Genomic DNA, 26,618 nt, shown 5'->3' with positions numbered 1-26,618 from the left:
CGTAGCGCCATCGGGCACGGGAATCACGACTTCTTCAGCCCCGCAAAGGCGGCTCTGATGTCGTCTTCCGGCAACTGAATGCCGATAAACACCAGCGTGCTGTGCGGTTGTTCGTCGCCCCACGGGCGGTCCCAGTCGGCGCTATAGAGTCGCTGTACGCCCTGGAACAGCAGACGGTTCGGTTCGCCTTCAATCCACAGCATACCTTTGTAACGCAGCAGTTTTTCGGCGGATTCCAGCAGCAGGTTTTCCATCACGCGGGAGACGTCGCCGATATCCACAGGGTAATCCAGTTCCACCACAATGGAAGAGATATCGTTCTGCTTGTCGGCGATAAAGTGGAAGCGCGGTTTGGTGCTGACGACGTTCTCTTCCAGCATAAAACCGTTGGTGTCGAATAGCAGAGAAAGATCGATATCGCCGTGCGTAACGGTATACACCGGGGCGCGGGCGTTGATGCGCTCCAGACGTTCGCGAAGCTTTTCACTTTCGCCAGCGACGTCGGTTTTAGTCAGCAGAATGCGATCGGCATAGCCGACCTGCGACTGGGCGATGGTGAACTGGTTCATTTGCTCATCGGCATGGACCGAATCAACCAGCGCAATCACGCCGTCCAGCAGATAGCGCTGACAAATCACGTCGTGGGAGAAAAAGGTTTGAATAATCGGGCCGGGGTCGGCCATGCCGGTGCACTCGATCACCAGACGATCAAAATTGATGGCGCCCTTATCGAGGTTATCGAGCAGGTCTAACAGCGCGTCTTCCAGCTCGTTGGAGCGTGTACAGCAAATACAGCCGTTGGTCAGGGTTTTGATCTGCGTGGCGCGATCGCCAATTAGCTGATCGTCCACGGACACTTCGCCGAATTCGTTTTCGATAACGGCAATCTTGTAGCCGTGTTCTTCGTTGAGGATGTGGCGTAGCAGGGTGGTTTTACCTGCGCCAAGAAAACCGGTGAGTAGGGTGACTGCAATCGGGGTCATTCACTTCTCCTTCTAACAGCAGCGCATGCCGCCTTTACCGTCGCCGCCGTAGCGCGCCTGCTGGCGCTCGCGGAAGAATTCTTCATAGCTCATGTACGGCTTGTCCGGATGGTTGGTTTGCATATGCTCGACATAGTTGTCGTAGTCTGGAATACCAATCAACATCTTTGCCGCCTGGCCGAGATATTTTTTTGCCTGACCTAAGTTACCAAACATTGTGCCGCCTCGTGAATGATTAAAGCCGGATGACGGCTTTCGCCTTATCCGGCCTACGCTTAAAGCATTTTGTAGGCCGGGTACGCGAAGCGTTACCCGGCATCAGCTTAGTGATGTGAAGAGGTCTTCACGCCGCCTTCAGGAATCGGAACGTACGGTGTTTCTTTATCGGTACGCTTGTCGACGTTGCGCACATTCATCCAGGTTTTGAAACCATAGAAGATGATGCTGTACACCACCACCAGGAACAGAATACTCAGGCCGGCGTTGGTGTAGTTGTTCACAACGATGTGATTCATGTTAGCAATCTGTTGTGCGGTCAGTTCGCCGCCGTTGGCAATCTTCTCTTTGTACTGGTTAGCCATGTAGAAGAAGCCTTCCATCTGCGGGTTGGAGCTGAACAGTTTCAGGCCCAGCGCCCAGGTGGTGCAGATCAGCAGCCATACTGCCGGGATAACGGTCACCCAGATGTATTTGGTGCGCTGCATTTTAATCAGTACCACGGTACCCAGAACCAGCGCCACGGCTGCCAGCATCTGGTTAGAGATACCGAACAGAGGCCACAGGCTCTTCACGCCGCCCAGCGGATCGACCACGCCCTGATACAGCAGGTAACCCCACAGGCCTACGCAACCCGCCGTACCGATGATACCGGCAACCAGAGAGTCGGTTTTCTTCAGGAACGGCACGAAGTTGCCCAGCAGGTCTTGCAACATAAAGCGACCAGAACGGGTACCGGCATCCAGCGCGGTCAGGATGAACAGCGCTTCAAACAGAATACCGAAGTGGTACCAGAAGCCCATGTCCGCCATCGGCAACACTTTGTGGAACACGTGCGCGATACCTACCGCCAGCGTCGGTGCACCACCAGCACGGTTCAGAACGGACGGTTCGCCGATGTCTTTCGCCGTTTGCAGGATCTGCTCTGGCGAAATCACGAAGCCCCAGGAACTGACGGTTGCCGCCGCATGCGCGGTCACGTCTTTCAACTGTGCCATAATCAGCGGCGCGTTCTCACCCCCCATTTCATGCAGGTTCGGCATGGTAATGCCCAGGCCTGCCGGTGGGGTGTTCATCGCAAAGTAGAGACCCGGTTCGATAATGGACGCCGCAACCAGCGCCATGATCGCCACGAAGGATTCCATCAGCATCGCGCCGTAACCGATGAAGCGGGCGTCTGTTTCACAGGCCAGCAGTTTCGGCGTGGTACCGGAAGAGATCAGGGCGTGGAAGCCAGAGACCGCACCACAGGCGATGGTAATGAACAGGAACGGGAACAGCGCACCTTTCCACAGCGGACCGGTACCATCGATGTACTGGGTCATGGCCGGCATTTTCAGCTCTGGGTTGAGGATCACGATACCCAGCGCCAGGCCGACGATCACGCCGATTTTCAGGAAGGTGGCCAGATAGTCGCGTGGAGCGAGGATCAGCCATACTGGCAGCAGTGCAGAAACGAACGCATAGCCGATCAGTGCAAAGGTAATGGTGGTGTCTTTAAAGGTCAGCGCCGGGCCCCAGTACGGGTCGTGAGCAATCACGCCGCCGAAGTAAATAGACGCAACCAGCAGAACAATACCAATCACCGACACTTCACCCACACGCCCCGGACGCAGGAAGCGCATGTAGATCCCCATGAACAGCGCGATAGGTACGGTGGAGCAAACGGTGAAGACCCCCCACGGGCTTTCGGCCAGCGCTTTTACGACGATCAGCGCCAGTACCGCGAGGATGATGATCATAATTAAGAAGCAGCCAAACAGGGCAATGGTCCCCGGCACGGAGCCCATCTCTTCTTTAATCATCTCGCCAAGCGACGCGCCGTTACGGCGAGAAGAGATAAACAGCACCATGAAGTCCTGGACCGCACCCGCCAGCACCACACCCGCCAACAGCCACAGGGTACCAGGCAGGTAACCCATCTGCGCTGCCAGAACCGGACCGACCAGCGGACCAGCGCCCGCGATTGCGGCAAAGTGGTGTCCGAACAGGACATAGCGGTTGGTCGGAACGTAGTTCAGGCCATCGTTATTGATGACCGCAGGTGTCGAACGTGTAGGGTCGAGCTTCATCACCTTCTGGGCGATGTACAGGCTGTAGTAGCGGTAAGCCACCAGATATACCGACACGGAAGCGACCACGATCCACAGGGCGCTGACGTGTTCACCCCGGCGTAAGGCGACAACCGAGAGGCAGAATGCCCCGATGATCCCGAGGATCACCCAGGGTATGTGCTTGAATATCTTTTTCGTATCCATAGTAAAACCTGGTTTTATAAGATGAATAATTGGCCGAAGCCGTTTGGTTTGGGTTGCGTTTGAAGAGGTAATTTGACTGCTATGTTGGTGACGATCTTGCCAGAGAGTCGCGCGTGTAAAGTAAGGTAAATAAGTGAGCGGTCAAATGGTGAGTTAAGCGGTCAGAAGTGTCAGTAAGCGGTAAAGAGGATCGCTGGCCAGCGAATATTATGTGACTGAGATCACAAAGAAAAATCCGCCAACGAAGGGTGAATACCGACTACGCTTATTGCCGACAACATCATAAGGAGAACAACATGGAAACAGTAAACCTCACTTTATCTGAGGCTTACACGCTGGCGCGTGAGGTGCTGAGCAGCAACGGCTTTAGCGCGGAGCATGCGGATGCTATCGCACGCAATGTGACGGCGGGCGAGCGCGACGGCTGCGCGTCTCACGGGTTATGGCGCGTGCTGGGGATCGTCGAGACCCTGCGTAAAGGAAAAGTCTCCGCTGATGCCCGTCCGCAGATTTTCGATCAGGCGCCCGCTATCGTCAAAGCAGATGCTGGCGGCGCGTTCTCGCTGGTGGCCTATGAACAGGCGCTGCCGTTGCTCATCAGTAAAGCCAGCGCATGCGGAATTGCGGCGCTGGCGATCAACCGCTGCGTTCACTTTTCCGCATTATTTGCAGATATTGAACCTCTGACGGACGCCGGACTGGTGGGCTACGCCTGTACGCCAAGTCACGCCTGGGTCGCACCGTCAGGCGGTACGCGTCCGCTGTTTGGCACTAATCCCATCGCGTTTGGCTGGCCGCGCAAAGGCAAACCGCCTTACATTTTTGATATGGCGACCAGCGCGGCGGCGCGCGGCGAGATCCAGTTGCATCTGCGAGCTGGAAAAGCGATTCCGGAAGGGTGGGGTATCGACAGCGAAGGGCGACCGTCAACCGATCCGCAGGCGGTATTAAATGGCGCGATGCTGACCTTTGGCGGACACAAGGGCTCGGCGTTTGCGGCAATGGTTGAACTGCTGGCAGGGCCGCTCATCGGTGATATGACCAGTGCGGAATCGCTGGCCTGGGATGAGGGGGCAGGCGGTCTGCCATACGGCGGCGAGCTGATTCTGGCACTTGACCCGTCCCGGTTCCTCGGGGATGAGGCGCATCATCATATGGATCGCGCCGAAACCCTGTTTGCCGCAATGCAAGAGCAAGGCGCACGCTTACCAGGAGAAAGACGCTTCAGTTCGCGTGAGAAATCGTTGCTGGAAGGGGTGACGATTACCCGTTCCCTGTTTGAGGACATTTCCGCACTGAGATAAGGCAGAACGGGCGAGGCATCCTCGCCTGATTCCCGTTCGGGTAGAGGGTAATCGCATTTTTTGCCAGTTAATTGAACAAATTTCCTGTGATACCCCTCGCGATTGCATAAAGTTTTCTCGTTCCAGGCCGACAACCAGAGTATCTGTCTAGCGGAAAGAGAAAACATGTTAAAACGTATCAAGATTGTGACCAGCTTATTGCTGGTTCTGGCTTTATTTGGCCTTTTACAACTCACTTCGGGCGGTTTGTTCTTTAACGCATTGAAAAATGACAAAGAGAATTTCACCGTTCTGCAAACTATTCGCCAGCAGCAGTCTACGCTGAACGGCAGTTGGGTGGCTCTGCTGCAAACGCGTAACACCCTTAACCGTGCGGGTATCCGCTACATGATGGATCAGAACAATATCGGCAGCGGCGCGACCGTTGCGGAGCTGATGCAGATTGCCAGCGCCTCTTTGAAACAGGCGGAGAAAAACTGGGCGGACTATGAAGCGTTACCGCGTGACCCACGTCAAAGTGAAGCGGCATCGGCGGAAATTAAACGCAATTACGATATCTATCACAACGCGTTAGCCGAACTGATCCAGTTGCTGGGGGCCGGGAAAATCAACGAGTTTTTCGATCAGCCAACCCAGGGGTATCAGGATGGTTTTGAGAAGCAGTATGTGAACTACTTGCAACAGAACGACCGTCTGTATGACCTGGCGGTAGAGGACAACAACAGCTCTTACAGCCAGGCGATGTGGGTTCTGGGCAGCGTGTTGTTGGCGGTGCTGGTGGTCATTATTGCCGTCTGGTTTGGCATCAAACTGTCGCTGATCGCGCCAATGAACCGCCTGATCGCGAGCATTCGTCACATTGCCAGCGGCGATCTGGTGAAGCGGATTGATGTAGAAGGCACCAATGAAATGGGCCAACTGGCGGAAAGCCTGCGCCACATGCAGGGTGAACTGGTGCGTACCGTGGGCGATGTGCGTAACGGCGCGAACGCCATTTACAGCGGCGCCAGCGAAATCGCGATGGGTAACAACGATCTCTCTTCCCGTACCGAGCAGCAGGCGGCCTCTCTGGAAGAGACGGCGGCGAGCATGGAAGAGTTGACGGCGACCGTTAAGCAGAACGCCGAAAACGCCCGTCAGGCCAGCCATCTTGCGCTGAGCGCGTCCGAAACGGCGCAAAAAGGCGGAAAAGTGGTGGATAACGTGGTGCAAACCATGCGCGATATCGCCTCCAGTTCACAGAAAATTGCTGACATTATCAGCGTGATCGACGGCATTGCCTTCCAGACCAACATTCTGGCGCTGAACGCAGCGGTCGAAGCGGCACGTGCAGGTGAACAGGGACGCGGCTTTGCGGTGGTTGCCGGTGAAGTACGTAACCTCGCGCAGCGCAGTGCGCAGGCAGCGCGCGAGATCAAGAGCCTGATTGAAGACTCCGTGAGTCGTGTTGACGTCGGTTCTACGCTGGTAGAAAGCGCCGGTGAAACCATGGATGAAATTGTGAATGCGGTAACCCGCGTGACCGACATCATGGGCGAAATCGCGTCGGCTTCCGATGAGCAAAGCCGTGGGATTGACCAGGTCGGTCTGGCCGTGGCGGAAATGGATCGCGTAACTCAGCAGAACGCCTCGCTGGTGGAAGAGTCAGCCGCCGCCGCTGCGGCGCTGGAAGAGCAGGCCAGCCGTCTGACGCAGGCCGTCGCCGTGTTTCGTATCCAGCAGGAACAGCAGCGTGCGCGTGACGTTGCCAGCGTGAAGTCCGTTTCCACAACGGTTCAACCGCGTAAAGCCGCTGTAGCGGAAACCGGGGATAACTGGGAAACGTTTTAATTAAGCATCAGGCGCATGGCACAACGCGATTCAAACGGGATGCCATGCGCCGTTTCTTCCTCTCGCTTCTGGCGTAATGCCGCCGGCAACGCGTTCTCTTCCAGTATTTCAAATCCCAGATGTTGATACAGCGGTGCGTTCCAGGCGACATGGCGAAACGTGGTGAGCGTCAGGGAGGTAAAGCCCTGCTCGCATGCCCATTGCGCGACGGTGTTGATTAACTGGCGGCCAATGCCTTTACCTTGCCACGCCAGATGCAGCGAAAATTCGGCAATATACAGCGACGTCTCCATCGCTTCGCCCAGCAGAAATCCAACGGGCCGATCGTCAACCAGCGCCAGCCAGCTCAATCCTTTAGCGGCATATTCACGGTGCAGTTCCGCACTAACAATGTGATCGTCCGCGATCCATGCCAGCGCTGGCACCGTTAAAAAACGCTGTCCTGCTGAGCGTTCAATCGCAGGCAGAACGGCAGCGTCTGCCAGTGTAGTGGGGCGAACCGTAATGTCCATAACGATACCGGGAATAAGGTGACAATGAGGGCAGTATAACGCGCTGTCCGGTCACAGGGAAAAGTCCCCGCGAGCGGGGACACTTTGGGGTTAACAGGTTAGACGAGAAATAACGAAATAGCCGGTATGTAGGTCACCAACATCAGCATGAGTAACAAGGTACCCAGTAACGGTAGAGACTGGCGGAAAAACTGTCCGACAGAAACCTGCGTAATATTGCAGACCAGTAACATGACGGTGCCAACCGGCGGCGTGAAGGCGCCAATAGAAAGGTTGAAAATCATGATGATACCGAAGTGTACCGGGTCGATTCCAAAATGCGCCACGACAGGTTTAAGCAAGGGAACCAGAATCAGCAGAATGGCATTCCCTTCAAGAAACATCCCCAGTGTTAGCAAAAGAATATTGATAATTAACAGGAATATGTATTTGTTTTCTGTCAGCGTCGTGACAAAGTTCGCCACCGCGACGCCAGCATGTTCCATTGAGAAGATCCAACCGAGCGCGGCACTTGCCATGATGACTAACATGACCGATGCCGTTGCCCGTGCCGTTTCTCCCAGCGCTTTCACGACATGGCCGAGAGTCATTTGACGATAAATGAAGAAACCGATAATCAACACGATGAGCACCGCTGCCGCACCGGCTTCTGTTGGGGTGAAGATGTTGGCGCGAATCCCCCCGACGACGGCAAAAATCAAAAACAGAGCGGGCCATGCCTGCCCAAGCGAGAAGAGCGCTTCCTTACCGGTAGGCCAGGTGTCGCGTGAGGGCTTAGCGTTGGTTTTACGGGCAACCAGATAAACCGTAAACATTAACAACACCGCACAGAGCAGACCCGGAATCAGACCAGCCATGAACATTTTTCCGATGGAGACGTCTGCCACCAGCCCATAAATAATCAGGGCAATTCCCGGTGGGATAATCGGGGTGACAAGCGATCCCCCGGCGGTGATCGCCGCTGCAAAGGCGCGGTTGTAGCCTTTACGCTCCATCTCGGGGACCATCATGCGTGACAGCATCGCAGCGTCGGCCAGGTTTGAGGCGCTGACCCCTCCCATCATGGTACTGACCAGAATATTAGCGACACCGAGTCCGCCCCGCATTTTACCGACCAGAATATTCGCCACCTGCAGGATACGTTCTGCAATACCGGTATAACTCATCAGCGTACCCAACAAGATAAAGAAGGGTATTGCCAGCAGGGATGGGCTTTGGGTTGGCGCAATCAACCGCTGAACCGCAATTTCAATCGGAACCGTGGAAAAGAAGAGGAAATAGGCAATAATGCCGATAAACATTGCCAGATAAACACGAATATTCAGAAATAAGCACACGATCATTAGTGGAATAATTAATAACCAGCTCATTGTTTTTCCTCACCGACATCGGCCTGTTTAATGTCATTAATTAACCAGTAGAGCGTGTACGCTGCCGTTGCCAGGGTACCGACCGGAACGGCGACATCAATCCAGAACCAGGACACTTTTAAGATTTGCGTGACCTTGTACTGCGCCATTTCCGCCAGTCGATAACCCAGCCAGGCCATATAAACCAGCAATCCGATGGACAGCACGGCAACCAGCGAGGCAATAATGCGTTTGATTTTATGCGGGAGCATATCGACGACAAAAGGAATCGTCAGATGCGCCCGGTCGCGCTCAGCCACCACGCCCCCCAACATCACTACCCAAATCATCAGCAGTCCGGACATTTCCTCGGTCCATTGAATGGGCTGTCCGACAAAATAGCGCATGAATACGGCGGCAATGGTCATTATCACCAGGATAAACAGTGCCAGTGCTGCGCTCAGTTCTACAAGCTTGCCAAAGAAACGCATTAATCCTCCTTCAGAGAGTCGCCCTGGCCTTGAGAGAAAAAGGTTTAGGGCGATCTGGGCCTGTATTTATTGCAGTTGCTGTTGAATGGTTTCATACAAACCCGGCGTCCACTCCGGGAATTGCGTGTACACGTCGCGAGCTTTCTGGCGGAATGCTTCAGTATCCGGGTAAATTACTTCGACGCCTTCCGCTTCCATGGCCTTCAGCATTTCGGCGTCGCGTTCAATCGTTAATTTTTGGCTATAGAGACCCGCTTCATAACCCGTTGAGTGAATCAATTCCAGCTGCTCAGGAGAGAGCGTACTGAAAAAGGCTTCGCCACCAATCCATACCGAGGTGTTGGTCAGGTAATTGACCATCGACAGATATTTCGCCTGCTCAAACAGTTTTTGTCCTTGCAGAACAGAAATCGGGTTTTCAACGCCATCAATAACGCCCTGAGTCAGTGCAGGGTAAACTTCACCCAGCGGCATAGGGGTTGGCGTGGCGCCCATTGCCTGAATGGCTTTAATTTGCATGACATTATTTGGTACGCGGATTTTCATCCCCGCCAGATCTTCCACTTTGCGAATCGGTTTTTTAGAAATAATCTGACGGGTGCCGTACAGATAATTGTTCATCACCACATGAATCCCTTTTTTCTTCAGGTCTTCATTTTTTTGACGGAACCAGTCGCTCTCATAGATTTTGAAGAGTTTTTGCGGATCGTCAGTCAGATAAGGTCCAAACAAAATACCTAAATCAGGTTCATAATCGGCAAGGAAAGCCACGTCGGTGAGCGTGATGACGTTCATTCCCATCATGGCTTGTTCAGTCACATCTTGTTTTGACCCTAGCTGTGAGCTGGGATAGAGAACCAGGGTTATTTCTCCATTACTTTTTTTATTCAGAATGTCAGCCCAGTAGCGCATCACCACATCTAATGGCTCGCCTGGATTATTCTCATATGCGACTTTAATAGAAAGCGGTTTAGCCTGAATGGTGAATGGCAGAAAAAAAGTACAAACAGTAATCAGCACGGCTATTATCTTGTTCATTTTCTACTTGCTCCCAGGGGTCAACGAATAAAACCAACTTTTTTACTGGCGAAAAAATTCAGAGTGAATCCTGCCTAATCAGAAAGTAAGCAGAAAGTCATCATGGTGCTGTATGCGTTGTATGAAATCGTGCTCTTGCTAAAGGTTTGTTGTTTTTAATGTGTTTTTAATTTACTCGTTTTCTTGTCGAATAGAGCGAATCATCGATTGCTTCGCCGTATTCAGGTGGTTACGCAGTGCAAGAAGCGCATCGAGATCGCTGCGGCAAATCAGCGCGCTGAGGATGGTCATGTGCTCATCAATGGCGATGATATTGCGTTGTTTAAGATCGCGCTCATCCCACTGGTAATGGAAATGGAAGATTACTGAAATAATCTCAAGTGATTGATTGAAAAATATATTATCGGCAGCGGAGAGCAGCAGTGCGTGAAAATCACGGTCCAGCAGGGAGAACATACGGAAGTCGCTGCCGACGCTGTCGCGCAGCGTACGGTGGCGTTCCAACAGCATTTTGGCCTGCAGCCAGCGCGGATCGTCATCCGGCAGATTGAGAAAATGCTGTAGCGCATGGGTTTCCAGCATCTCACGCAGCTCAAAAAGCTGTTCTGCATAGGACTGATCGAACTTTTTCATGCTCCATTGGCCGCGTTTCTCGCTCTGGATGAGATCGTAACGTCCAAATTTTAAAAGGTATTCTCGTACCACCACCGGGCTGACCCCAGCCGCTCTGGCCAGTTGAAGTTCAGAGAACGTCTCGCCAGCGCGAAGCTGGCGTTGGTTAATCATCGTATAAAACGCCTGCTCAAAAATACGGTTCTGCTCGGCCATGGAGGCGGTGGTACAGGCAAAACCATCATCATGTTCGGGGCTTCGGGTAATGACGTGGTCGTTGCCGACCAGAGTCAGCACGCCGCACTCGCTGAGGTGGTTCAGCATGTGGCGCACGGTGGTACGGCTGATGTTGTACATCTCAGCTAAGGCGCTTTGCGACGGCAACGGTGAAGGAAGGTGGCCGCGAGCCATATCATCGATCACCTGGTTAATAACATTGTGACGTAAATTTTGCGAACGGCTCATCGGGATCTCCTTTTGACTGCATTAAAACCCGATTTAAAACATTTTAATGCGCAGAGTTTCACAAATTAGCTTTCTCGTTACGCGGCTATTTCTATTTTCATCAATATCTGAAGCAACAAAGAAACAGGAGCGCATAACGATGTCCACAATGAATATGTTGATTTGCCAGGAACCCAAAAAATTAATTCATGAGAAACGCGCAATTCCAATTCCGGATAAACAGGAAGCGCTAATTAAAATTAAGTCTGTCGGTATTTGCGGAACCGATATTCATGCCTGGGGAGGTAATCAACCTTTTTTTAGTTATCCGCGCGTGTTAGGCCATGAAATATGTGGGGATATTGTGACGCTCGGCGAGAAGGTGACGCAGTTTAAAGTGGGTCAACAGGTAGCGGTGATCCCGTATGTCGCCTGTCAGCAGTGTCCGGCGTGCCTGGGAGGACGAACGAACTGCTGCGAGAAGATCTCGGTGATCGGCGTGCATCAGGACGGGGGGTTTAGCGAGTATCTCAGCGTGCCGGCGACCAATCTGCTGTTGGCGGAGAGGATTGATCCTCAGGCTGCGGCGTTGATCGAGCCTTACGCGATTAGCGCGCATGCGATACGCCGTGCCGCTATCGCCCCCGGTGAGCAGGTATTGGTCGTTGGAGCCGGACCGATTGGGATCGGCGCGGCGGCCATTGCCAAAGCAGAAGGGGCGCAGGTGGTGGTGGCCGATACCAGCGCTGCACGTCGCGAACACGTTGCTTCTCGTCTTGACCTGCCGGTAGTGGATCCCTCTGCGGCAGATTTTGAGGCTCAACTGCGCGCGCTGTTTGGCGGTTCACTGGCGCAGAAAGTGCTCGATGCGACGGGGAACCCGCATGCCATGAACAATAGCGTTAACTTGATCCGCCACGGCGGCACCATCGTTTTTGTCGGGCTGTTTAAAGGCGACTTGCAGTTCTCTGACCCGGAATTTCACAAGAAAGAGACCACCATGATGGGCAGTCGTAACGCCACGCCGGAGGATTTTGCGAAAGTGGGACGACTGATGGCAGAAGGCAAACTGAGCGCTGAAATGATGCTTACGCATCGCTATCCGTTCAGCCAGCTTGCGGAGATCTTCGAACAGGATGTGATTAACAACCGGGCGTTGATCAAAGGAGTGATTACGTTCTGACGATTGCCATGCAGCGCCCGGAGTGGTGTTGGGCGCTGTTTTTTTTATTGTCGGTGGTCAGCCCTGAGCGCTGACCACTTTGATTTCAACCATTCCGATCCCCAGCTTACGCGGTGAGTGACCGAGGATGTTGCCTTCGTTGGTCGGGACCGGATCGGGCGGGACAATCACCAGCGTATCGGCCTCTGTCGGGTTGTCGAAATGCAGCGTGGTGGTGGTGACATCGTGACCTAGCACCAGCGTCTGCTCTTCCTTGCCTACGCGCACCGGAATGGGGCGATTCGCATTGTCGCCGAAGGCTTTCGCGGTGATCACCAGATCGAATTTTTTCGGCAGCGGCTGTTTGTACTCGATCTTCACTTCTTCTGCCAGTTGCGCGTTAGACCAGCGTCCCCAGGATTCCGGACGAGAAATCCCGCTGAACTGCTTCACCTCTTCCGGCGCGCCTGCCACGTTGAAGATAAAGCTGTCGGCTTTATAGCGGATGTCGTTGTCGACAATTTTCAGGGTATCGACGTTGCCTTTATAGCGTTCCATGTCGATCATTGTGTCTTTAAAGGCCGTCCTACCTTTCCACTGCGCTTTATCAACATGCTGGACGATTTGCTCGCCGCCAAGCTGCCCCTGCGAGACACACCAGTCGGTTGAGAGCGCCAGTTCCGGTGACCACAACTGGCCCATCTTGTAGCAGCGATCGACCCAGACGAAGTTATCGCGTGGGGCAAAGTCGGCAAGCTGGTAGCGCAGCGGAGCGGAGTATTCACTTTCCGGCAGTGGCTCGACGCGCTTATCCGACACCCGCAGCAGCAGCGGCAGACGGAAATGGCTGCCGGAGAAGGCGATCATATTTTTATCCCGGTCGACGGTGAAATCTTTCATCTCTTTCGGGAAGTTCCACAGGCGAATGATGTCCGGCTTCATGGCGAGGATCTTTTCTTTGCTGTTGAGGAACACTTCCGACATCGACTGACCTGACAGGCTACTACGCCCCAGGCCAATAAAGTTATCGCCGCCGAGAATATCCAGCACCGTGGCGCCGTTATCCATGGTGTTACGTTTGACCGCCAGCGTCTCCTGCTGAGGCTTGTCGCCACGAATCACGAAAAACAGATTGTTGCGGTCCTGTTTGTTCAGGTATTTCCATGCGCTGTTGTTCATCGCCAGATGGTCCGAAGAGACCACGATCACCGTATCTTTAAACCACGGTGATGCTTTGATTTTATTGATAAATGCCGCGATATTTTCCTGGCTACAGCTGACGGCGCTAAAAGACTGGTTAGGTTTACCGTCGAAATCATAGCGTTTTCGCTGACAGGCACGTGAGATAAAGCCGTCCGGATGATGGGTATCGACGGTCAGGGTAAACAACGAAAAACGCTGGCCGGAACGGGAGAGCTCTTCGAACTTCTTCCACGCTTCATCCAGTACCGTATCGTCATAGAAGCCCCAGTCATTGCGGTAATTCGGATCGGCGACGACGCTTTTTAACTCTTCGGCGCCATACAGATAATCGAAGCCGTGGGACTTCAGGAACACGTCTTTCCCGGCAAAACGCAGGTTTGCCCCTTGCACAAAGTGGTTTTGATAGCCGGAGTTTTTCAGGATATCCCCGAGGCAGATATTTTGCGGGAAGAAGCTGGAGACTGACGCTGACGCGTTGCCTTCAAACGGCGCGAACAGGGGAATGCCGCACTGGGAAGCGACCATTCCGGCGATGGTGTAGTCTGTACCCGGTAACTGCTGGGTATGGCTGAAATCCATGCCTTCGTTTTTCAACGCGCCGAGTTCCGGGGTGAGTTCCGGGAAGGCCTCATTGTCGAAATAGGTACGCTCCAGGCTTTCACCGTAGATGTACACCAGATTCAGTTTCGGATTGGGGATGCTTTTCGCCGGTTCTTTATAGTAGGCCGCGAAATCGGGATCGCCCTCGCGGGTTTGAGATTTAACCAGCTCGCTTATCTGACGAAATGCCGGGCTGGCATCGACGGAGCCCAGCGCCAACAGCAGTGCCAGCAGGCTGTAACCAAAATGGTGGGGATGATGGCGACGACGACGCAGCACCCAGCCCAGCGTGCCAAAGACCACCACAAGCGCTAATGCAATGCCGATGCCCGGCAGAATGTATTTGCCGACACCGGCCCCTGTCAGACTGTTCGTCAACGTGTAGAGTACGGCATCGTTAATTCCATCACCGGTGAAATAGTCGCTGGCGAAGAGCGTGATATTCAGAATCACAAAAAGTCCCAGCACCGTCAGGGTAGCGATAAACCACCAGGTGTTGCGACCCGCTTTGCAGGCATAAATCAATACAGAGGCAAGAAACAGCGCGATGGAGAGTAACTCAGACAACGGACGATCCTCACAAATAGCCTTGTGATTAGGCTTTAAACCAGGCCTTCGACTGGCAGATTAGCGTTTACAGAAAGTACAATGTAATGGGGTTGTCACTTAGCTGCAATTCTAGTGACATTTAATTACCTTGTTATTCAGAATTGGTTTAGAAAGAGGCTTTTTTGATCGCCGTCACTTCCCTCCATGCCTGGGATGAGCATGAAAGAAGGGCGAAAAGGGGGGAGAAGCGCCGCGACTGGCGGAAAACGACCAAAACGCGGCGTCGGGGATCAGGAAATAAAGTTCATACCCTGTTTGAGTACCAGGTCGCAGGCTTTGGTTTTCACTTTTTCTGCGAGCGGCGTGCTGCCGATATTGTTCAGGTTAAGCTGCTGACCGTCTTTGGTATTGAGCAGACCCTGAATGCCGTCCAGATAGTTGGTGTCCTGCTTTTGCTCGGTAGCGCCGAGGCCAAGCTTATCCAGTACCTGATTTTTCACATTTTCCGCATCGGTAACGGACGCCAGCTTCTGCTTCGCGCAGTATTGCAAAATCCCGGCGGCGTTATTCATATTGTTCGCACTCAGCGCCTGGTTGCCGCCGTTCAGCAGGCTGGTCAGGGAAGAGAGCGAGGTGCCGCTTTGCGATGAGGTGGTACTCTGCTTGCTCAGTTCGCTGGCGGCGCTGGAGAGCGAGTCTTGCCAGGAGGCGGCGAAAGTATTGGCGGCGAAGCAGGCACTGGCCGCGATTACGCAGCACAGCAAACGTTTTGTCGTTTTCATTGTGATTACTCGTGTATAAACCCTGGTCGGAGTATAGCGCCGCTCAGTCTAAGAATGGTCTTAATACTCTTTGCCGGTTACCCGACTGCGAAAACTGTCCCAGTTGAAGATCACCCACAGGCTATTGCCCAGTCGCATGCGATCCATCACGCGTTCACCCAGCAGTTTGGTCATTTCTTCCATGTTACTGTTAGTGAGCATGCCGGTCGGGCGTTTTGAAGAGGAACGACGATCGACGATCTGGTTGATGATCACTTTTTCATAGCGCGATTCGGTTTGCACGCCGATCTCATCAATGACCAGCAGATCAACATTGCTCAAATCGTTGAGCAACTGCTCTTCACTGGTTTGGCGATTGCTGAACGTCTCTTTCATCGCCGACATGATGTCCGCCACGGTGATTATCAGTACCGACTTTCCGCGCAGCAGCAGCTCGTTGCAGATTGCCGCGGCGAGGTGGTTTTTCCCCGTTCCCGGTTTGCCTGAGAAGATAAAACTGGCGATATTGCCGTCGAACTCTTCCACGTACTGACGCGCTTTGCTTAGCGCATTCATCTGGCCTTCGCATTCCACATGATAGTTATCGAAAGAGCAGTTTTGATGTAACGGACGGATGCCGGAACGGTTAAAAGTGCGCTGCATTTTCATCGCCCGATTTTCGCGAGCCAGTGCGGCGGCGCGAATTTCACCTTGCTCTTTCTGCCATGCCAGTAGCTCTTCACCCGTTTTAAACGCCGGTTCGATATGGGCGGGCATCATTTTTTGCAGACGTTTCATCAGATCGCCAACGTTTTTCATGGTTAACCTCTAAAGCCCGGTGGAATTTGATTATCTGGTTCGTTGACCGTATTCACATCACGCTTCGGCAAGCCGCCGTTGCTCGCGCGGCCGATCTGGACGCTGCGCGCCAGTTTTTGTTGCCACTGCACGTGATGAAACACTTTGCCTTCCGCTTGCCAGTAGGCGACGAACGAGGCCAGCTCTTCGGTGGTGACCGGCTCTCTTAACGCCACGCCCCACAGTGCGGCCTGACGCTGAAAGTCGGCATCCGGCTGCCAGGCGGGATACATGGCGAATTTCCCCAGCGGTACGGCGACCGGCACCGGTTGCGGTTCTTCATAAAATTGTGCATCCAGCGTCACATCGCTCCCAGGACGGGCGAGCTTTTCTTCGAGCGCCAGCAGTTGCGCCAGGCGTGCGGGGGTCAGCGCATAAAAGGCCGGAGCGTTATTGGCAAACACCGCTACCGCACCAGCTTCAGACTTCGCCAGCACCGTCTGGTGATCGTGTAATAAGGCGTCAATACCAATGACGTCCGGGGTCAAAATTCTGGATGACATAACGTTTCTCAATACCGACTACAACCGAGAAGGGACACTGCTTCTATAGTAACACACCGATGAGGAGGAGCGGCAGGGATGCGCCTGCCGCGGCGATTAAACGCGTGGGCGTTTTCGGTAGAGCCACAGGCCGGGCACGGAGAGTCCGATCGAAAGCGCGCCCACAATCGACGAGGCTTTCAGGAAATTGGTCAGCAGCGTAATCATCAACGGTTCGCTGTAGCCGAAGTGGCCGATTTTCACCGCAGAGATCATTGCCGTGTAGGCTGAAATTCCGGGGAACATCGGGATCACCGCCGCAACGGTAAACACTTTGGGATGCGCCAGATACCAGCGCGACCATTGGATGCCGATGCTGCCGACAAGCAGCGAGGCAACAAACGTTGACCATTCAATATTAAACCCGGCGGTCATCATCACCATACGCGAACCGTGACCGAGCGCACCGAGCAGCGCGCACCAGGGCAGGGCGCGGTGGGGGACGTTAAAGACCATCGCAAACCCCAGTGCCGGGATCGCGGAAAGCAGCATGTCCTGCATCAGCGCGAGAATGAAATCGATTATACCCATCCGCGAAGCCCCCAAAGTGTCAGCGCCATGACCACGCCCACGCAGGTTGCGAGCGTCAGCAAGCTGGCGATCGCCCAGCGCGCCAGGCCGGTATTGATGTGTCCTTTAAACATATCCGCCACCGCGTTGATCAGCGGAAAACCGGGAACCAGCAGCAGGACGCTGGCGGCCATCGCCACCGTGGGCGTCTGGCTAAAGGCGGGAAGGTGTAACATCAGACCGGAAATGGTGGTCGCGACAAAAGCCGTGACGCAAAAGTTGATCTGTGGATGCAAATGGCGATGCGCCAGGATTTGACGAATATACATCGCCACCATGCTGGCAAAAAAGGTAATCACCGCGCCGTCCCAACCGCCGTTATTCAGCTTACAGAAGCAGGCGCAGGAGAGGCCGACCATCAACGCGACCAGCCAGCGCGGATAGCGCAGGGGTCTGACCTGGCTGAAACGCTTCTCGACGCCTTTGTAATCCAGCAGCTTGTGTTCGGCGAGAATGACAATGTGCTGAACCTCAGTGACCACGTGCATATTAATGCCGCGATCCTGGTTTTTTCGCGTGGAGGTCAGGCATTGCCCATCTTTAATAGTGGTCAGAACGATAGCATTGGAGGAGATAGCGCTTTCGACGCTGTCCATCCCCAATGCCAGTCCAAGTCGGGTAGAGAGTTCATCAACCAACGCGCTCTCCGCGCCGTGTTGCAGTAAAAAAAGCCCACACTGAATGCATAACCGTGTAACCGTTCGCTGTAATGACTGCTCTTCTTGCATGACTCGCCCTGGCTGAAAAGACGCGTTACGTACTGTCGAATGACGAAAGACATCTTTGTATCACGAAGTGCGCGTTTTTTGGCTCCGGCTGAGATCAATCTTTCTGTTGAAAAAAGAACCCGCTCTACGGTGGCCGGAATTTGAACTGCGCCACAGTTTTGCTAAATCGGTGAAAAGTGCAATTTTTAACCGCATTTAGCCCTTCTTTTTCTGTGTCTGCTTATCAAAAATGCAATTTGAAACTTTTATTCAACATTGATTAAACAAATAATCAACGATGCAGATGAGGAATGTGATGAAAACTCAGGTCGCAATTATTGGGGCAGGACCTTCCGGCCTGCTACTGGGACAACTACTGCATAAGGTGGGGATCCGCACACTCATCATTGAACGTCAGACGCCGGAGTATGTGCTGGGGCGCATCCGGGCGGGGATCCTCGAGAGTGGGACGGTTTCGCTTTTGCGGGAAGCTGGTGTGGCGCAGCGCATGGACAGCGAAGGTCTCGTACATCATGGCGTTGAGTTTATTTTTGATGGCAAACGCATTCCCGTCGCGCTGAGTGAATTGACCGGCGGCAAAAGCGTGATGGTCTACGGACAAACGGAAGTCACACGGGACCTGATGCAAGCGCGTAGCGACTGTGGTGCGCCTACGATTTATGGCGTTCAGCAGGTAGACATTCACGATGCTAAAAGTGACCGTCCTTTTGTCACGTTTGAGAAAGAAGGGGAGAAGTGCCGCATTGAGTGCGACTTCATTGCCGGGTGTGATGGATTCCACGGCGTTTCCCGACAAAGTATTCCGCGTGATGTCATTCGCGAATACGAAAGCATCTGGCCGTTTGGTTGGCTGGGGCTGCTGGCCGATACGCCGCCAGTCAATCCGGAGTTGATTTATGCGCATCATGAGCGCGGATTTGTACTTTGTAGTCAGCGCTCACTAACACGAAGTCGCTACTATTTGCAGGTCCCGCTCAGCGAGCAGGTGGACTCCTGGAGCGATGAACGTTTCTGGGGCGAGCTGAAACGGCGTCTGCCTGATGAACTGGCCATGAAGTTAGTGACTGGTCACTCACTTGAAAAGAGTATCGCGCCATTACGTAGCTACGTGGTGGAACCGATGCAATATGGCAAGCTCTTTCTGGTTGGTGATGCGGCGCATATCGTGCCGCCGACCGGTGCAAAGGGACTGAATCTGGCCGCGTCTGATGTGAATTATTTATGGCGTATTTTGACGCAGTACTATCAGCACGGGCGTAACGACCTGCTGGCGACCTATTCCCGACTGGCCCTGAACCGGGTATGGAAGGGGGAGCGTTTCAGCTGGTTTATGACCCATCTGCTGCATGATTTTCAGGGAAAGAGCGATTTTGATCGCAAGATGCAGGAGGCGGACCGTCAGTACTATCTGGGCTCGCAAGCGGGACTGACGACAATCGCGGAGAACTATGTCGGACTGCCTTACGAAAAGATTGGTGAGTAATGAGGAAAAATGATGCCACCGGCTGACATTGTCCCTGTTTTTAAATTGTATGGTGAACACCAGGGATGGCCCACTCCCGACCTGCTGCACTGCGAATCAATTCATCAGCGCAGCAGTTTATATGAGTGGCATATTCGGGTGCATCAGCATGCGGAGATCGTCCAGTTGCTCTACTTGCATCGGGGGGAGGCAACGATTGAAATCGAGGGGCAGACGACGGTGATGCGTGATGCCTGTATTCAGGTCGTCCCTGCGCTTTGTGTCCACGGTTTTCGCTTTTCCCCCGGAACGCAAGGTTACGTTCTTTCTCTGGCGTTACCGCTGATTGGCCGCCTGGAGTCTCAGTTCCCACAGCCGTTGTCATTGCTCACTACCCCTCAGTGCGTGCCGGTGGCTCAGTCTCGCAGCCACATCCGCACGTTGTTTTCCGCCTTGCAGAGGGAGTATCAGACGGATAACGAGGCGCGGGAAATGATGCTATTTTCATTGCTGAGCGCGCTGCTGGTCTGGCTTCGTCGGCAGCGTCTGCCGGTTCAGCCACCGAATGACACCCTGGCGCGCCGGCGTAGCGCAATACGCCTTTTTGCCCGGCAGATTGAGAGCCACTATCGCGAACATCTTCCCCTTGCAGAATACGCGCATCGAATCGGGCTTTCCACAAATTACCTGAATCAGTTATGCCGTGAATTTCATCATTGCAGTGCATTAAGCGTTTTGCATCAGCGGTTGATGCTCGAAGCCAAACGTAGCCTGCAATATACCAGCATGACGGTAAGCCAGATCTCCGACTATCTGGGATTCAGCGATGTTACCTATTTTTCCCGCTTCTTTAAAAAACACGCCGCGTTGTCTCCGAAGGCATACCGGGAATATATTAAGAATAAATAGCTTGTCCAAATTTGGATAAATAAAAAATTCATATATAAAATAAGAATGTTTAATATCCTGTTCTGGAATGCGACGTATCTATCGACAATATCGACTTGTATTATACCCCGTGATAGTTGTATAACCGCATTTTACGGAATTAACGTTAAAATACCAGGGATAAACAATTCATATTGTCTATTGTTTTGTTTTTTGTATTGCATAATTGTATGTGTTAATTCAAATGCGATTCATTAATAACAGAAAGATAAAAGCATATGAATATGGAGGATATATGTTGCCAGGATGCTGCAAAAACGGAATTGTCATCAGTAAAGTTCCCGTGATACAAGCGGGACTCCACGGGGTTATGCAACTGCATTTCCCGGAGTATGAACTCACCATCTGTAGTGTCGTAGAAGAACTCACACCACTACAATTGCGTCGGACGGAATTGGTGATCGTGGATTTAACCGGTGACTGCCATCACCCGCGCGCTGTTTGCGAGCGATTCTACGCACTTCTTTCTCAATACCGTGATATCCACTGGGTTTTCATGGTGTCGCGCGCGTATTACGCGCAGGCGGTCGAATTGTTGATGCGCCCCTCCAGTACGCTGCTGTCTGATGTCGAACCGATTGAGAGTCTGGTAAGTACTATCCGCTCGGGACACAGCAGCCCTGACCGAATCAGCAAAATGCTGTTGTCACCCCCAGAATTAGAACCTCTGGAATTTGGTTCTCACGCCATTCTTTTAACGCTATCAGAGCGAAAAGTACTGCGCCTGCTGGGGAAAGGTTGGGGGATTAATCAGATTGCGGCATTGCTTAAAAAAAGTAACAAAACCATCAGCGCCCAAAAAAATAGCGCGATGCGCCGATTATCAATACACAGCAATGCGGAAATGTACGCATGGATTAACAGTTCTCAGGGAGCCAGGGAGCTGAATTTACCTTCAGTATATGGAGAGACAGCAGAATGGAAAATAGAAACTGTACGCGAAATGTCGCACTCATAGAAAAATGTGTTATGAGTGGTATTGGTATTCAGAGTTTATTTAACGCAACGTTTGATAGCCAATATAAATTACACCTCTATTTGACGCTGGATGATTTTCAACAGGCGATGGGTACGACTGCTTTTTCTGCCATTATTTTCTCTCTCTCCTCGATCAGAAAAGACAGGCGGGTGGGGTTGATGAGTCTGATCGAACTGGCTGAAAATTATCCCGGCATGCGTCGCCTGGTGATCGCGGATGATGATGTTGAAGCGCGTTTAATCAGCGCACTGTCGCCCTTACCGTTGGATGGCGTACTGAGCAAAGCCGCTTCGCTCCCCGCGCTGCAGGAGGCGTTATTTACTGCGCTAGGCGGTACGCGGCGGATCAGCGAAAGTAACAGCAATCTCTGGTATCTCAATCAGAGTCGTATGCTGAGCCCGACAGAGCGTGAGATTTTGCGCTTCATGTCCTGCGGTTATTCAATGCCGCAAATCGCGACAGAACTGGCGCGAAATATTAAAACCATCCGGGCGCACAAGTTTAATGTGATGTCGAAACTGGGCGTCAATTCTGACGCCAGTTTACTGCATGCGGCGGATATTCTGCTTTAATCGCCGCGAAAGCAAAGGGTTGATGTTTACTGGCACACATCAACCCAGGTGGCGGAAGTCAGCTCAGCCATGCGCTCTGGCGTAATACGCACTGCGCTATGAGTGGCACCGGCGGCCGGAAGGACTTCGGTGAACGATCGTAAAGAGACGTCACAATAAACAGGCAACGGGGTTTCCAGCCCGAAAGGACAAACCCCGCCAACGGGATGTCCTGTCGCGTTGACGACTTCATCACTGCTCAGCATACGGGCTTTGGCACCGAAAGTGCTTTTGAGTTTTTTATTGTCCAGTCTTGCATCGCCTTTGGCGACGACCAGGATGATGGCGTCCTTAACCTTCAACGAAAGGGTCTTCGCTATCTGTCCGGGCTGTACGTTATGCGCTTTTGCCGCCAGCTCAACCGTCGCGGTGCTTTGATTTAATTCAATGATTTCAATATCCGGGGCATATTCGGCTAAAAATTGCCGTACCGATTGCAGACTCATTTGATTCTCCTGACACCATTTCTACAGTCCTCAACGCTTCAGAAAACTGCTGGCGTAATTTGGCATAAGTCTTCCAGTACTGTAAATATTTTAATGTAACAAACCAGCAACATAGGCGATTTTTCGATCCTCTTCACATTCACGGAAACCGGTTACCGTAACCGGTTGCAGTCCTCGAAAGAGCGATTAATACTGGAGCTGTCACTTCCTCTGTATCACATAAAAAGAGCCACTTATGAAATCTACCAACCATGCAGTCTTTAATGTGATTTTCCGGTTTGTTGAAAACTATGTCAGCCCGATTGCCGGGCGCATTTCTTCACAGCGTCATGTTATGGCTATCCGTGACGGCTTTATCTCTGCGATGCCATTTATGATTGTCGGATCGTTTTTGTTGGTATTTGCCTATCCTCCGTTTTCACCCGATACCACCTGGGGCTTTGCCCGGACCTGGCTGGATCTGGCGAAGCAGTTTGAAGGGCAGATCCTGACCCCCTTTGATATGACCATGGGGATCATGTCGATCTACATCTGTGCCGCCATTGCCTATAACCTGGGCAAACATTACGTCAAGTCATATCAGTTGGACCCGTTCATGTGCGCCATGCTCTCTATCATGGCGTTCTTACTGGTCGCCGCGCCTAAAACAAAAGGCACTCTGCCGGTGGACAGCCTCGGCGGAACGGGGATTTTTACGGCGATTCTGGTGGCGCTTTACTGCGTAGAAATGATGCGCTTTCTGAAAGCGCATAACATCGGCATTCGTTTACCCGATCAGGTCCCGCCGATGATCAAAAACTCATTCGATCTGCTGATACCGGTGCTGGTGGTGGTGTTGACATTATACCCACTCAGCCTGCTGATTCAGGCACAGTTCGACATGCTCATCCCACAAGCCATTATGTCCATCTTCAAACCGCTGGTATCCGCTGCCGATTCTCTGCCAGCGATTTTACTGGCGGTACTGATTGGCCATCTGTTGTGGTTTGCCGGTATTCATGGTGCGGCGATCGTCTCCGGGATGCTGCAAATGTTCTGGCTGACCAACCTGGGTATGAACCAGACTGCGCTGGCGCAGGGGGCACCGTTACCGCATATTTTCATGGAGGCATTCTGGACGTTCTTCATCGTGATTGGCGGGTCGGGTGCGACGATGGGGCTGGTGATTTGCTATCTGCGCAGTCGTTCCGTACATCTGCGCTCAATAGGCCGACTGAGCGTAGTACCCAGTATCTTTAACATTAACGAGCCGGTGATTTTCGGTACGCCAATTGTTATGAATCCGGTGTTCTTTATTCCTTTCCTGTTAGCGCCGATGGTGAACGCCGTGCTGGCATGGGCGGCGATGAAACTGGATCTGATTGGTCGTGTAATTTCGGTTGTGCCATGGACTGCGCCAGCGCCAGTCGGAGCCGCGTGGGCATTAGGCTGGGATTATCGTGCTGCAATTCTGGTGGTGCTTCTGGCAATCGTTTCAGCCGTCATCTACTTCCCGTTCTTTAAAGTGTACGAGAAGCAACTGCTGGAACAAGAGGCGGAAGAGGCACAACGTTCAGACGCGGAAAACGAGCAGATTGCGTAGTTATCATCAGGGGGCGAACGCTCCCTGACTACTTCAGCGTACAGTCACCACACTGCTGAACGTCCGGCAGACGATAACGCTGACAGCATGTTCTGCGTACCAAGACGCCTTCACGAGGGACGACTGTGCGCCAGAGCGGGTTGTCAGCCCCACAGGACAACTGCTTTTCAAAGAAGCAGGTCTGGCGCAGCGTATTCAACAATGTTTCACCCAGCAGCGGTTTCATTTCAGTGAGATACCAGTTAATCAGATAGCCGGTATTGCTCCAGATAAGTTTGCCGTTGATCTCTCCGGTCGCCTCTAGTGCCTGGATGACCGGCGTCAGCGCCTGCTTAACCAGCGTTTCCATGCGTGCCTGCGGGGATTGCGTTGTCGCCAGTTGATCCTGATGTACGTCGATCCAGAAGCACGCAGCACGCCCGGTTTCGTGAAACTCAACGTGGATATGTTCGGGCGAGACATCAATGGCTGTTTCCTGCGTGAGCAGGGCTAGCATGAGGGGAGGTACCATCAGACCGATGTACCACTGCGCCCACAGCGAGATTAGCGGCTTATTTTCGCGCGACTGCGTGGGATGGTTGCGATAAATATGATCGGAGTAAATTGCCAGCAGAGACTGAAGCTCGCTGGGGCGACACCATTGTGCCAGCGTCATCGCACTTTGTGGTGCGGGTTCATCCAGACGGATAAAATCCAGCAGATGCTCACGCGTCTGGGCTATGGTTGCGCGTACGGCTTCGGCCAGCGAGGGCATCGGTGGCTGGAGATGCGTTCGCCAGATGACATCGTCAATGATCGGTGCGGAACGATAGGCCATAGTCTGGATAGCAATCTAAATGATAATGATTGCCAATCCTAACGATAGCGATAACCGATAGCAAGATCTTTGTCAGCTGACGTTTAACAGCGCACGAATGCGTCATCGTGCGTCAGGCGATACCCGGATCGTCACTGACTAAAATATGGTTACGACCCAAATCCTTAGCTTTATAGAGCGCCTGATCGGCATGAAGAATGGCCCCTTCGACATCGCTCCCCACCAGAGGCGCAATACCGATACTGATCGTGACGTGAGTTGCGACGCTTTCATTGAACATATGGGGAATTTTGAGATCGTAAACATTCTGTCGGATGCGTTCCGCTACCGTGCGGGCGGTTTGTGGGTCGATCGCCGTCAGTAACACCATAAACTCTTCCCCCCCAAACCGGGCGACGACATCACGTGAACGTACAGCGTTGCGGATCGCAGCAGAAACGCGGATCAGCGCCTGATCGCCCATCATATGCCCATAGTGATCGTTGTAGGCTTTGAAATGGTCGATGTCGATCAGTAAAACGTAATGCTCATGCGTGTCGAGTTCCAGCACGGCTTTCAGCTTATGCTGGAGTCCCCGCCGATTGTACAGGCCCGTTAATGGGTCAAGCATGCTCAGGTCAGTCAGTGTCTCTTTTTCGGCGAGCAGTTTGAACATCAGTTGCTGGGCGAAGTCGTCATAGCGCTTTTGAATCACATGCTGAATCGCGATACCGGCCATGGGCAGGGCCATAAAAAAGAGTAACTGCAGGCCATGTTCGTGGCCGTTTAGCCATAAACAGACGAATAAGGATGGCAGCGAATGAAGGGTGAAAGCGATGATATTATTGGCAAAAGCAATTGAGCCAATAAATAACACCGTTAGCAGTGCAACCAGTAAAAAAGAATAGTCAGGATTCTGCTGAGCCAGGTATTTCAGCGTAATGTGCGCTGCCCATAACCCACCAAAGAGTAGCGAGATAGCATGGAGATTAATCCGCTTCTTCGCATACTTTACATGCCATGTCAGTAACGCAGTGCTCAGCACAAGGATGAGAGATCCTGGTGTGGAGATGGTTTTACTGGGAAAGATCGGAAAGGCTACGGCAAACAACGCGGAAACAGCGTTGAGAAACAAAAAGAGTCGCAGAGAGAGTTGGTATTTTTTCGTGCGCAGAGTTTGCCAGGATTGTGCAGTCATATCTTAACGTCATTATTTATCTAACAATTACACTGTTCAGGTCACACAAATAATGGGCGAGAAGATGCTCGCTTAAGTTCAGATTATTGTGTCTCTATGTTTACCGCTGTGCAATTTATCACCTTAAATAATTCGTGTCATCATTACTTAAGTAAAGCTCATGTAAGTGGTCTATGGATTACTGACAAATGAGAAAATTTATCATATGATATTGGTTATCATTATCGGTATGAGAGGTGAAACCATGTTGCAACGGGCGCTGGGCAGTGGATGGGGAGTCTTGCTGCCGGGGATCGTGATTGCCGGGCTGGCGTTTGCCGATCTTTCTCTCGGGGCATGGAAGACCATTATTGTATTCGGGTTACTGCTGACACCGGCTATGCTTTATCACAAACATTTGCGGCACTTTGTATTGTTACCATCATGTGTTGTGTTGATCGGCGGAATGATGCTGGTGATGATGAACTGGAATCAGGGATGAATTTTGGAGAGGAAGGTAAGATAATTGGTGCGAGGGGGGGGACTTGAACCCCCACGTCCGTAAGGACACTAACACCTGAAGCTAGCGCGTCTACCAATTCCGCCA

At 52.6% G+C, this 26,618-nt stretch carries 26 protein-coding genes; 9 read left to right on the top strand and 17 right to left on the bottom strand.

What is annotated here, in order from left to right; translation table 11 throughout:
• Window positions 1-23: 23 nt before the first annotated feature.
• The 3 genes from yjiA to btsT all read right to left on the bottom strand — a co-directional run bounded on the left by yjiA (window position 24) and on the right by btsT (window position 3,457).
• Window positions 24-983, bottom strand: a complete 960-nt coding sequence (yjiA, locus tag OGW13_RS23720; RefSeq protein WP_200015862.1) for a GTPase — start codon at window positions 981-983, stop codon at window positions 24-26.
• A gap of 12 nt (window positions 984-995) precedes the next feature.
• Window positions 996-1,199 carry a YbdD/YjiX family protein gene (locus OGW13_RS23715; protein WP_024130742.1) on the bottom strand — a complete coding sequence of 68 codons (204 nt, stop codon included), beginning with the start codon at window positions 1,197-1,199 and terminating at the stop codon, window positions 996-998.
• Between the two features lie 107 nt (window positions 1,200-1,306).
• Complete coding sequence (gene btsT, locus OGW13_RS23710; RefSeq protein WP_042321961.1) at window positions 1,307-3,457, bottom strand: pyruvate/proton symporter BtsT; 2,151 nt, start codon at window positions 3,455-3,457, stop codon at window positions 1,307-1,309.
• Between the two features lie 296 nt (window positions 3,458-3,753).
• On the opposite strand from btsT, the gene OGW13_RS23705 reads away from it, so the two are divergent.
• Window positions 3,754-4,761, top strand: coding sequence for an Ldh family oxidoreductase (locus OGW13_RS23705; protein ID WP_287116551.1), 1,008 nt, complete (start codon window positions 3,754-3,756; stop codon window positions 4,759-4,761).
• A 165-nt stretch (window positions 4,762-4,926) separates the two neighbouring features.
• Window positions 4,927-6,591 (top strand): methyl-accepting chemotaxis protein, encoded by a 1,665-nt coding sequence (gene tsr / locus OGW13_RS23700; RefSeq protein WP_042999311.1) that lies wholly within the window; start codon window positions 4,927-4,929, stop codon window positions 6,589-6,591.
• Here tsr and OGW13_RS23695 read toward each other — a convergent pair.
• The 5 genes from OGW13_RS23695 to OGW13_RS23675 form a co-directional block, all read right to left on the bottom strand.
• Window positions 6,588-7,103: a GNAT family N-acetyltransferase gene (locus OGW13_RS23695; RefSeq protein WP_044253888.1), complete on the bottom strand. Its 516-nt coding sequence runs from the start codon at window positions 7,101-7,103 to the stop codon at window positions 6,588-6,590. The two genes, tsr and OGW13_RS23695, sit on opposite strands and share 4 nt — an antisense overlap.
• A 98-nt stretch (window positions 7,104-7,201) precedes the next feature.
• The gene (locus OGW13_RS23690; protein ID WP_044253891.1) at window positions 7,202-8,473 is read right to left on the bottom strand and encodes a TRAP transporter large permease; all 1,272 of its coding nucleotides are present in this window, start codon (window positions 8,471-8,473) and stop codon (window positions 7,202-7,204) included.
• Window positions 8,470-8,943: a TRAP transporter small permease gene (locus OGW13_RS23685; protein WP_044264459.1), complete on the bottom strand. Its 474-nt coding sequence runs from the start codon at window positions 8,941-8,943 to the stop codon at window positions 8,470-8,472. The genes OGW13_RS23690 and OGW13_RS23685 overlap by 4 nt, the downstream gene beginning before the upstream one ends.
• Window positions 8,944-9,009: 66 nt before the next feature.
• Entirely contained in the window at window positions 9,010-9,981 is a 972-nt protein-coding gene (locus OGW13_RS23680; protein WP_042999315.1) for a C4-dicarboxylate TRAP transporter substrate-binding protein, read from the bottom strand.
• Between the two features lie 171 nt (window positions 9,982-10,152).
• Window positions 10,153-11,058 (bottom strand): GntR family transcriptional regulator, encoded by a 906-nt coding sequence (locus OGW13_RS23675; protein WP_042999316.1) that lies wholly within the window; start codon window positions 11,056-11,058, stop codon window positions 10,153-10,155.
• Between the two features lie 139 nt (window positions 11,059-11,197).
• On the opposite strand from OGW13_RS23675, the gene OGW13_RS23670 reads away from it, so the two are divergent.
• Window positions 11,198-12,220 carry a zinc-binding alcohol dehydrogenase family protein gene (locus OGW13_RS23670; RefSeq protein ID WP_104446012.1) on the top strand — a complete coding sequence of 341 codons (1,023 nt, stop codon included), beginning with the start codon at window positions 11,198-11,200 and terminating at the stop codon, window positions 12,218-12,220.
• A gap of 57 nt (window positions 12,221-12,277) precedes the next feature.
• Here the strand turns inward: OGW13_RS23670 and opgB are convergent, their stop codons facing one another.
• The 6 genes from opgB to OGW13_RS23640 all read right to left on the bottom strand — a co-directional run bounded on the left by opgB (window position 12,278) and on the right by OGW13_RS23640 (window position 18,010).
• Entirely contained in the window at window positions 12,278-14,569 is a 2,292-nt protein-coding gene (gene opgB, locus OGW13_RS23665; protein WP_181627879.1) for a phosphatidylglycerol--membrane-oligosaccharide glycerophosphotransferase, read from the bottom strand.
• 272 nt (window positions 14,570-14,841) lie between these two features.
• The gene (locus tag OGW13_RS23660; protein ID WP_042999319.1) at window positions 14,842-15,333 is read right to left on the bottom strand and encodes a YjjA family protein; all 492 of its coding nucleotides are present in this window, start codon (window positions 15,331-15,333) and stop codon (window positions 14,842-14,844) included.
• Between the two features lie 60 nt (window positions 15,334-15,393).
• Complete coding sequence (gene dnaC, locus OGW13_RS23655) at window positions 15,394-16,131, bottom strand: replicative helicase loader DnaC (RefSeq protein WP_042321989.1); 738 nt, start codon at window positions 16,129-16,131, stop codon at window positions 15,394-15,396.
• Between the two features lie 2 nt (window positions 16,132-16,133).
• Window positions 16,134-16,673 (bottom strand): primosomal protein DnaT, encoded by a 540-nt coding sequence (gene dnaT / locus OGW13_RS23650; RefSeq protein WP_287116549.1) that lies wholly within the window; start codon window positions 16,671-16,673, stop codon window positions 16,134-16,136.
• A 96-nt stretch (window positions 16,674-16,769) separates the two neighbouring features.
• Window positions 16,770-17,243: a threonine/serine exporter gene (locus OGW13_RS23645; RefSeq protein WP_042999321.1), complete on the bottom strand. Its 474-nt coding sequence runs from the start codon at window positions 17,241-17,243 to the stop codon at window positions 16,770-16,772.
• Entirely contained in the window at window positions 17,234-18,010 is a 777-nt protein-coding gene (locus OGW13_RS23640; protein WP_042999322.1) for a threonine/serine exporter family protein, read from the bottom strand. Before OGW13_RS23640 ends, OGW13_RS23645 begins: the two co-directional genes overlap by 10 nt.
• A 295-nt stretch (window positions 18,011-18,305) precedes the next feature.
• Between OGW13_RS23640 and pobA the strand changes: the two genes are divergently transcribed.
• The 4 genes from pobA (at window position 18,306) to bglJ (ending at window position 21,971) form a co-directional block, all read left to right on the top strand.
• Window positions 18,306-19,493, top strand: coding sequence for a 4-hydroxybenzoate 3-monooxygenase (gene pobA, locus OGW13_RS23635; RefSeq protein WP_042999323.1), 1,188 nt, complete (start codon window positions 18,306-18,308; stop codon window positions 19,491-19,493).
• Between the two features lie 12 nt (window positions 19,494-19,505).
• The gene (locus OGW13_RS23630; protein WP_287116566.1) at window positions 19,506-20,381 is read left to right on the top strand and encodes a helix-turn-helix domain-containing protein; all 876 of its coding nucleotides are present in this window, start codon (window positions 19,506-19,508) and stop codon (window positions 20,379-20,381) included.
• A gap of 274 nt (window positions 20,382-20,655) precedes the next feature.
• Window positions 20,656-21,378 carry a helix-turn-helix transcriptional regulator gene (locus OGW13_RS23625; RefSeq protein WP_044253906.1) on the top strand — a complete coding sequence of 241 codons (723 nt, stop codon included), beginning with the start codon at window positions 20,656-20,658 and terminating at the stop codon, window positions 21,376-21,378.
• The gene (bglJ, locus tag OGW13_RS23620) at window positions 21,339-21,971 is read left to right on the top strand and encodes a DNA-binding transcriptional activator BglJ (protein ID WP_044253909.1); all 633 of its coding nucleotides are present in this window, start codon (window positions 21,339-21,341) and stop codon (window positions 21,969-21,971) included. The genes OGW13_RS23625 and bglJ overlap by 40 nt, the downstream gene beginning before the upstream one ends.
• Before the next feature lie 26 nt (window positions 21,972-21,997).
• Here the strand turns inward: bglJ and OGW13_RS23615 are convergent, their stop codons facing one another.
• A complete protein-coding gene (locus OGW13_RS23615; protein WP_287116547.1) occupies window positions 21,998-22,456 on the bottom strand; it encodes a YbaK/EbsC family protein in 459 nt (152 codons plus the stop codon).
• Between the two features lie 235 nt (window positions 22,457-22,691).
• On the opposite strand from OGW13_RS23615, the gene OGW13_RS23610 reads away from it, so the two are divergent.
• Window positions 22,692-24,038, top strand: coding sequence for a PTS sugar transporter subunit IIC (locus tag OGW13_RS23610; protein WP_042999328.1), 1,347 nt, complete (start codon window positions 22,692-22,694; stop codon window positions 24,036-24,038).
• A gap of 28 nt (window positions 24,039-24,066) precedes the next feature.
• On the opposite strand, the gene fhuF is transcribed toward OGW13_RS23610, so the two are convergent.
• Complete coding sequence (gene fhuF / locus OGW13_RS23605; RefSeq protein WP_044253918.1) at window positions 24,067-24,855, bottom strand: siderophore-iron reductase FhuF; 789 nt, start codon at window positions 24,853-24,855, stop codon at window positions 24,067-24,069.
• 112 nt (window positions 24,856-24,967) lie between these two features.
• Entirely contained in the window at window positions 24,968-26,032 is a 1,065-nt protein-coding gene (locus tag OGW13_RS23600; protein ID WP_042999330.1) for a GGDEF domain-containing protein, read from the bottom strand.
• 244 nt (window positions 26,033-26,276) lie between these two features.
• Here OGW13_RS23600 and OGW13_RS23595 point away from each other — a divergent pair, with 244 nt between their 5' ends.
• Window positions 26,277-26,513: a DUF1435 domain-containing protein gene (locus OGW13_RS23595; RefSeq protein WP_080343205.1), complete on the top strand. Its 237-nt coding sequence runs from the start codon at window positions 26,277-26,279 to the stop codon at window positions 26,511-26,513.
• Window positions 26,514-26,618: the final 105 nt, after the last annotated feature.

Origin of the sequence: Citrobacter sp. Ca225 (assembly GCF_030337175.1) — a bacterium.
GTDB classification, from domain to species: Bacteria; Pseudomonadota; Gammaproteobacteria; order Enterobacterales; family Enterobacteriaceae; genus Citrobacter_A; species Citrobacter_A amalonaticus.
The sequence above is the reverse complement of the archived record's forward strand: the minus strand, read 5'-3'. Positions and strand labels throughout refer to the sequence as shown.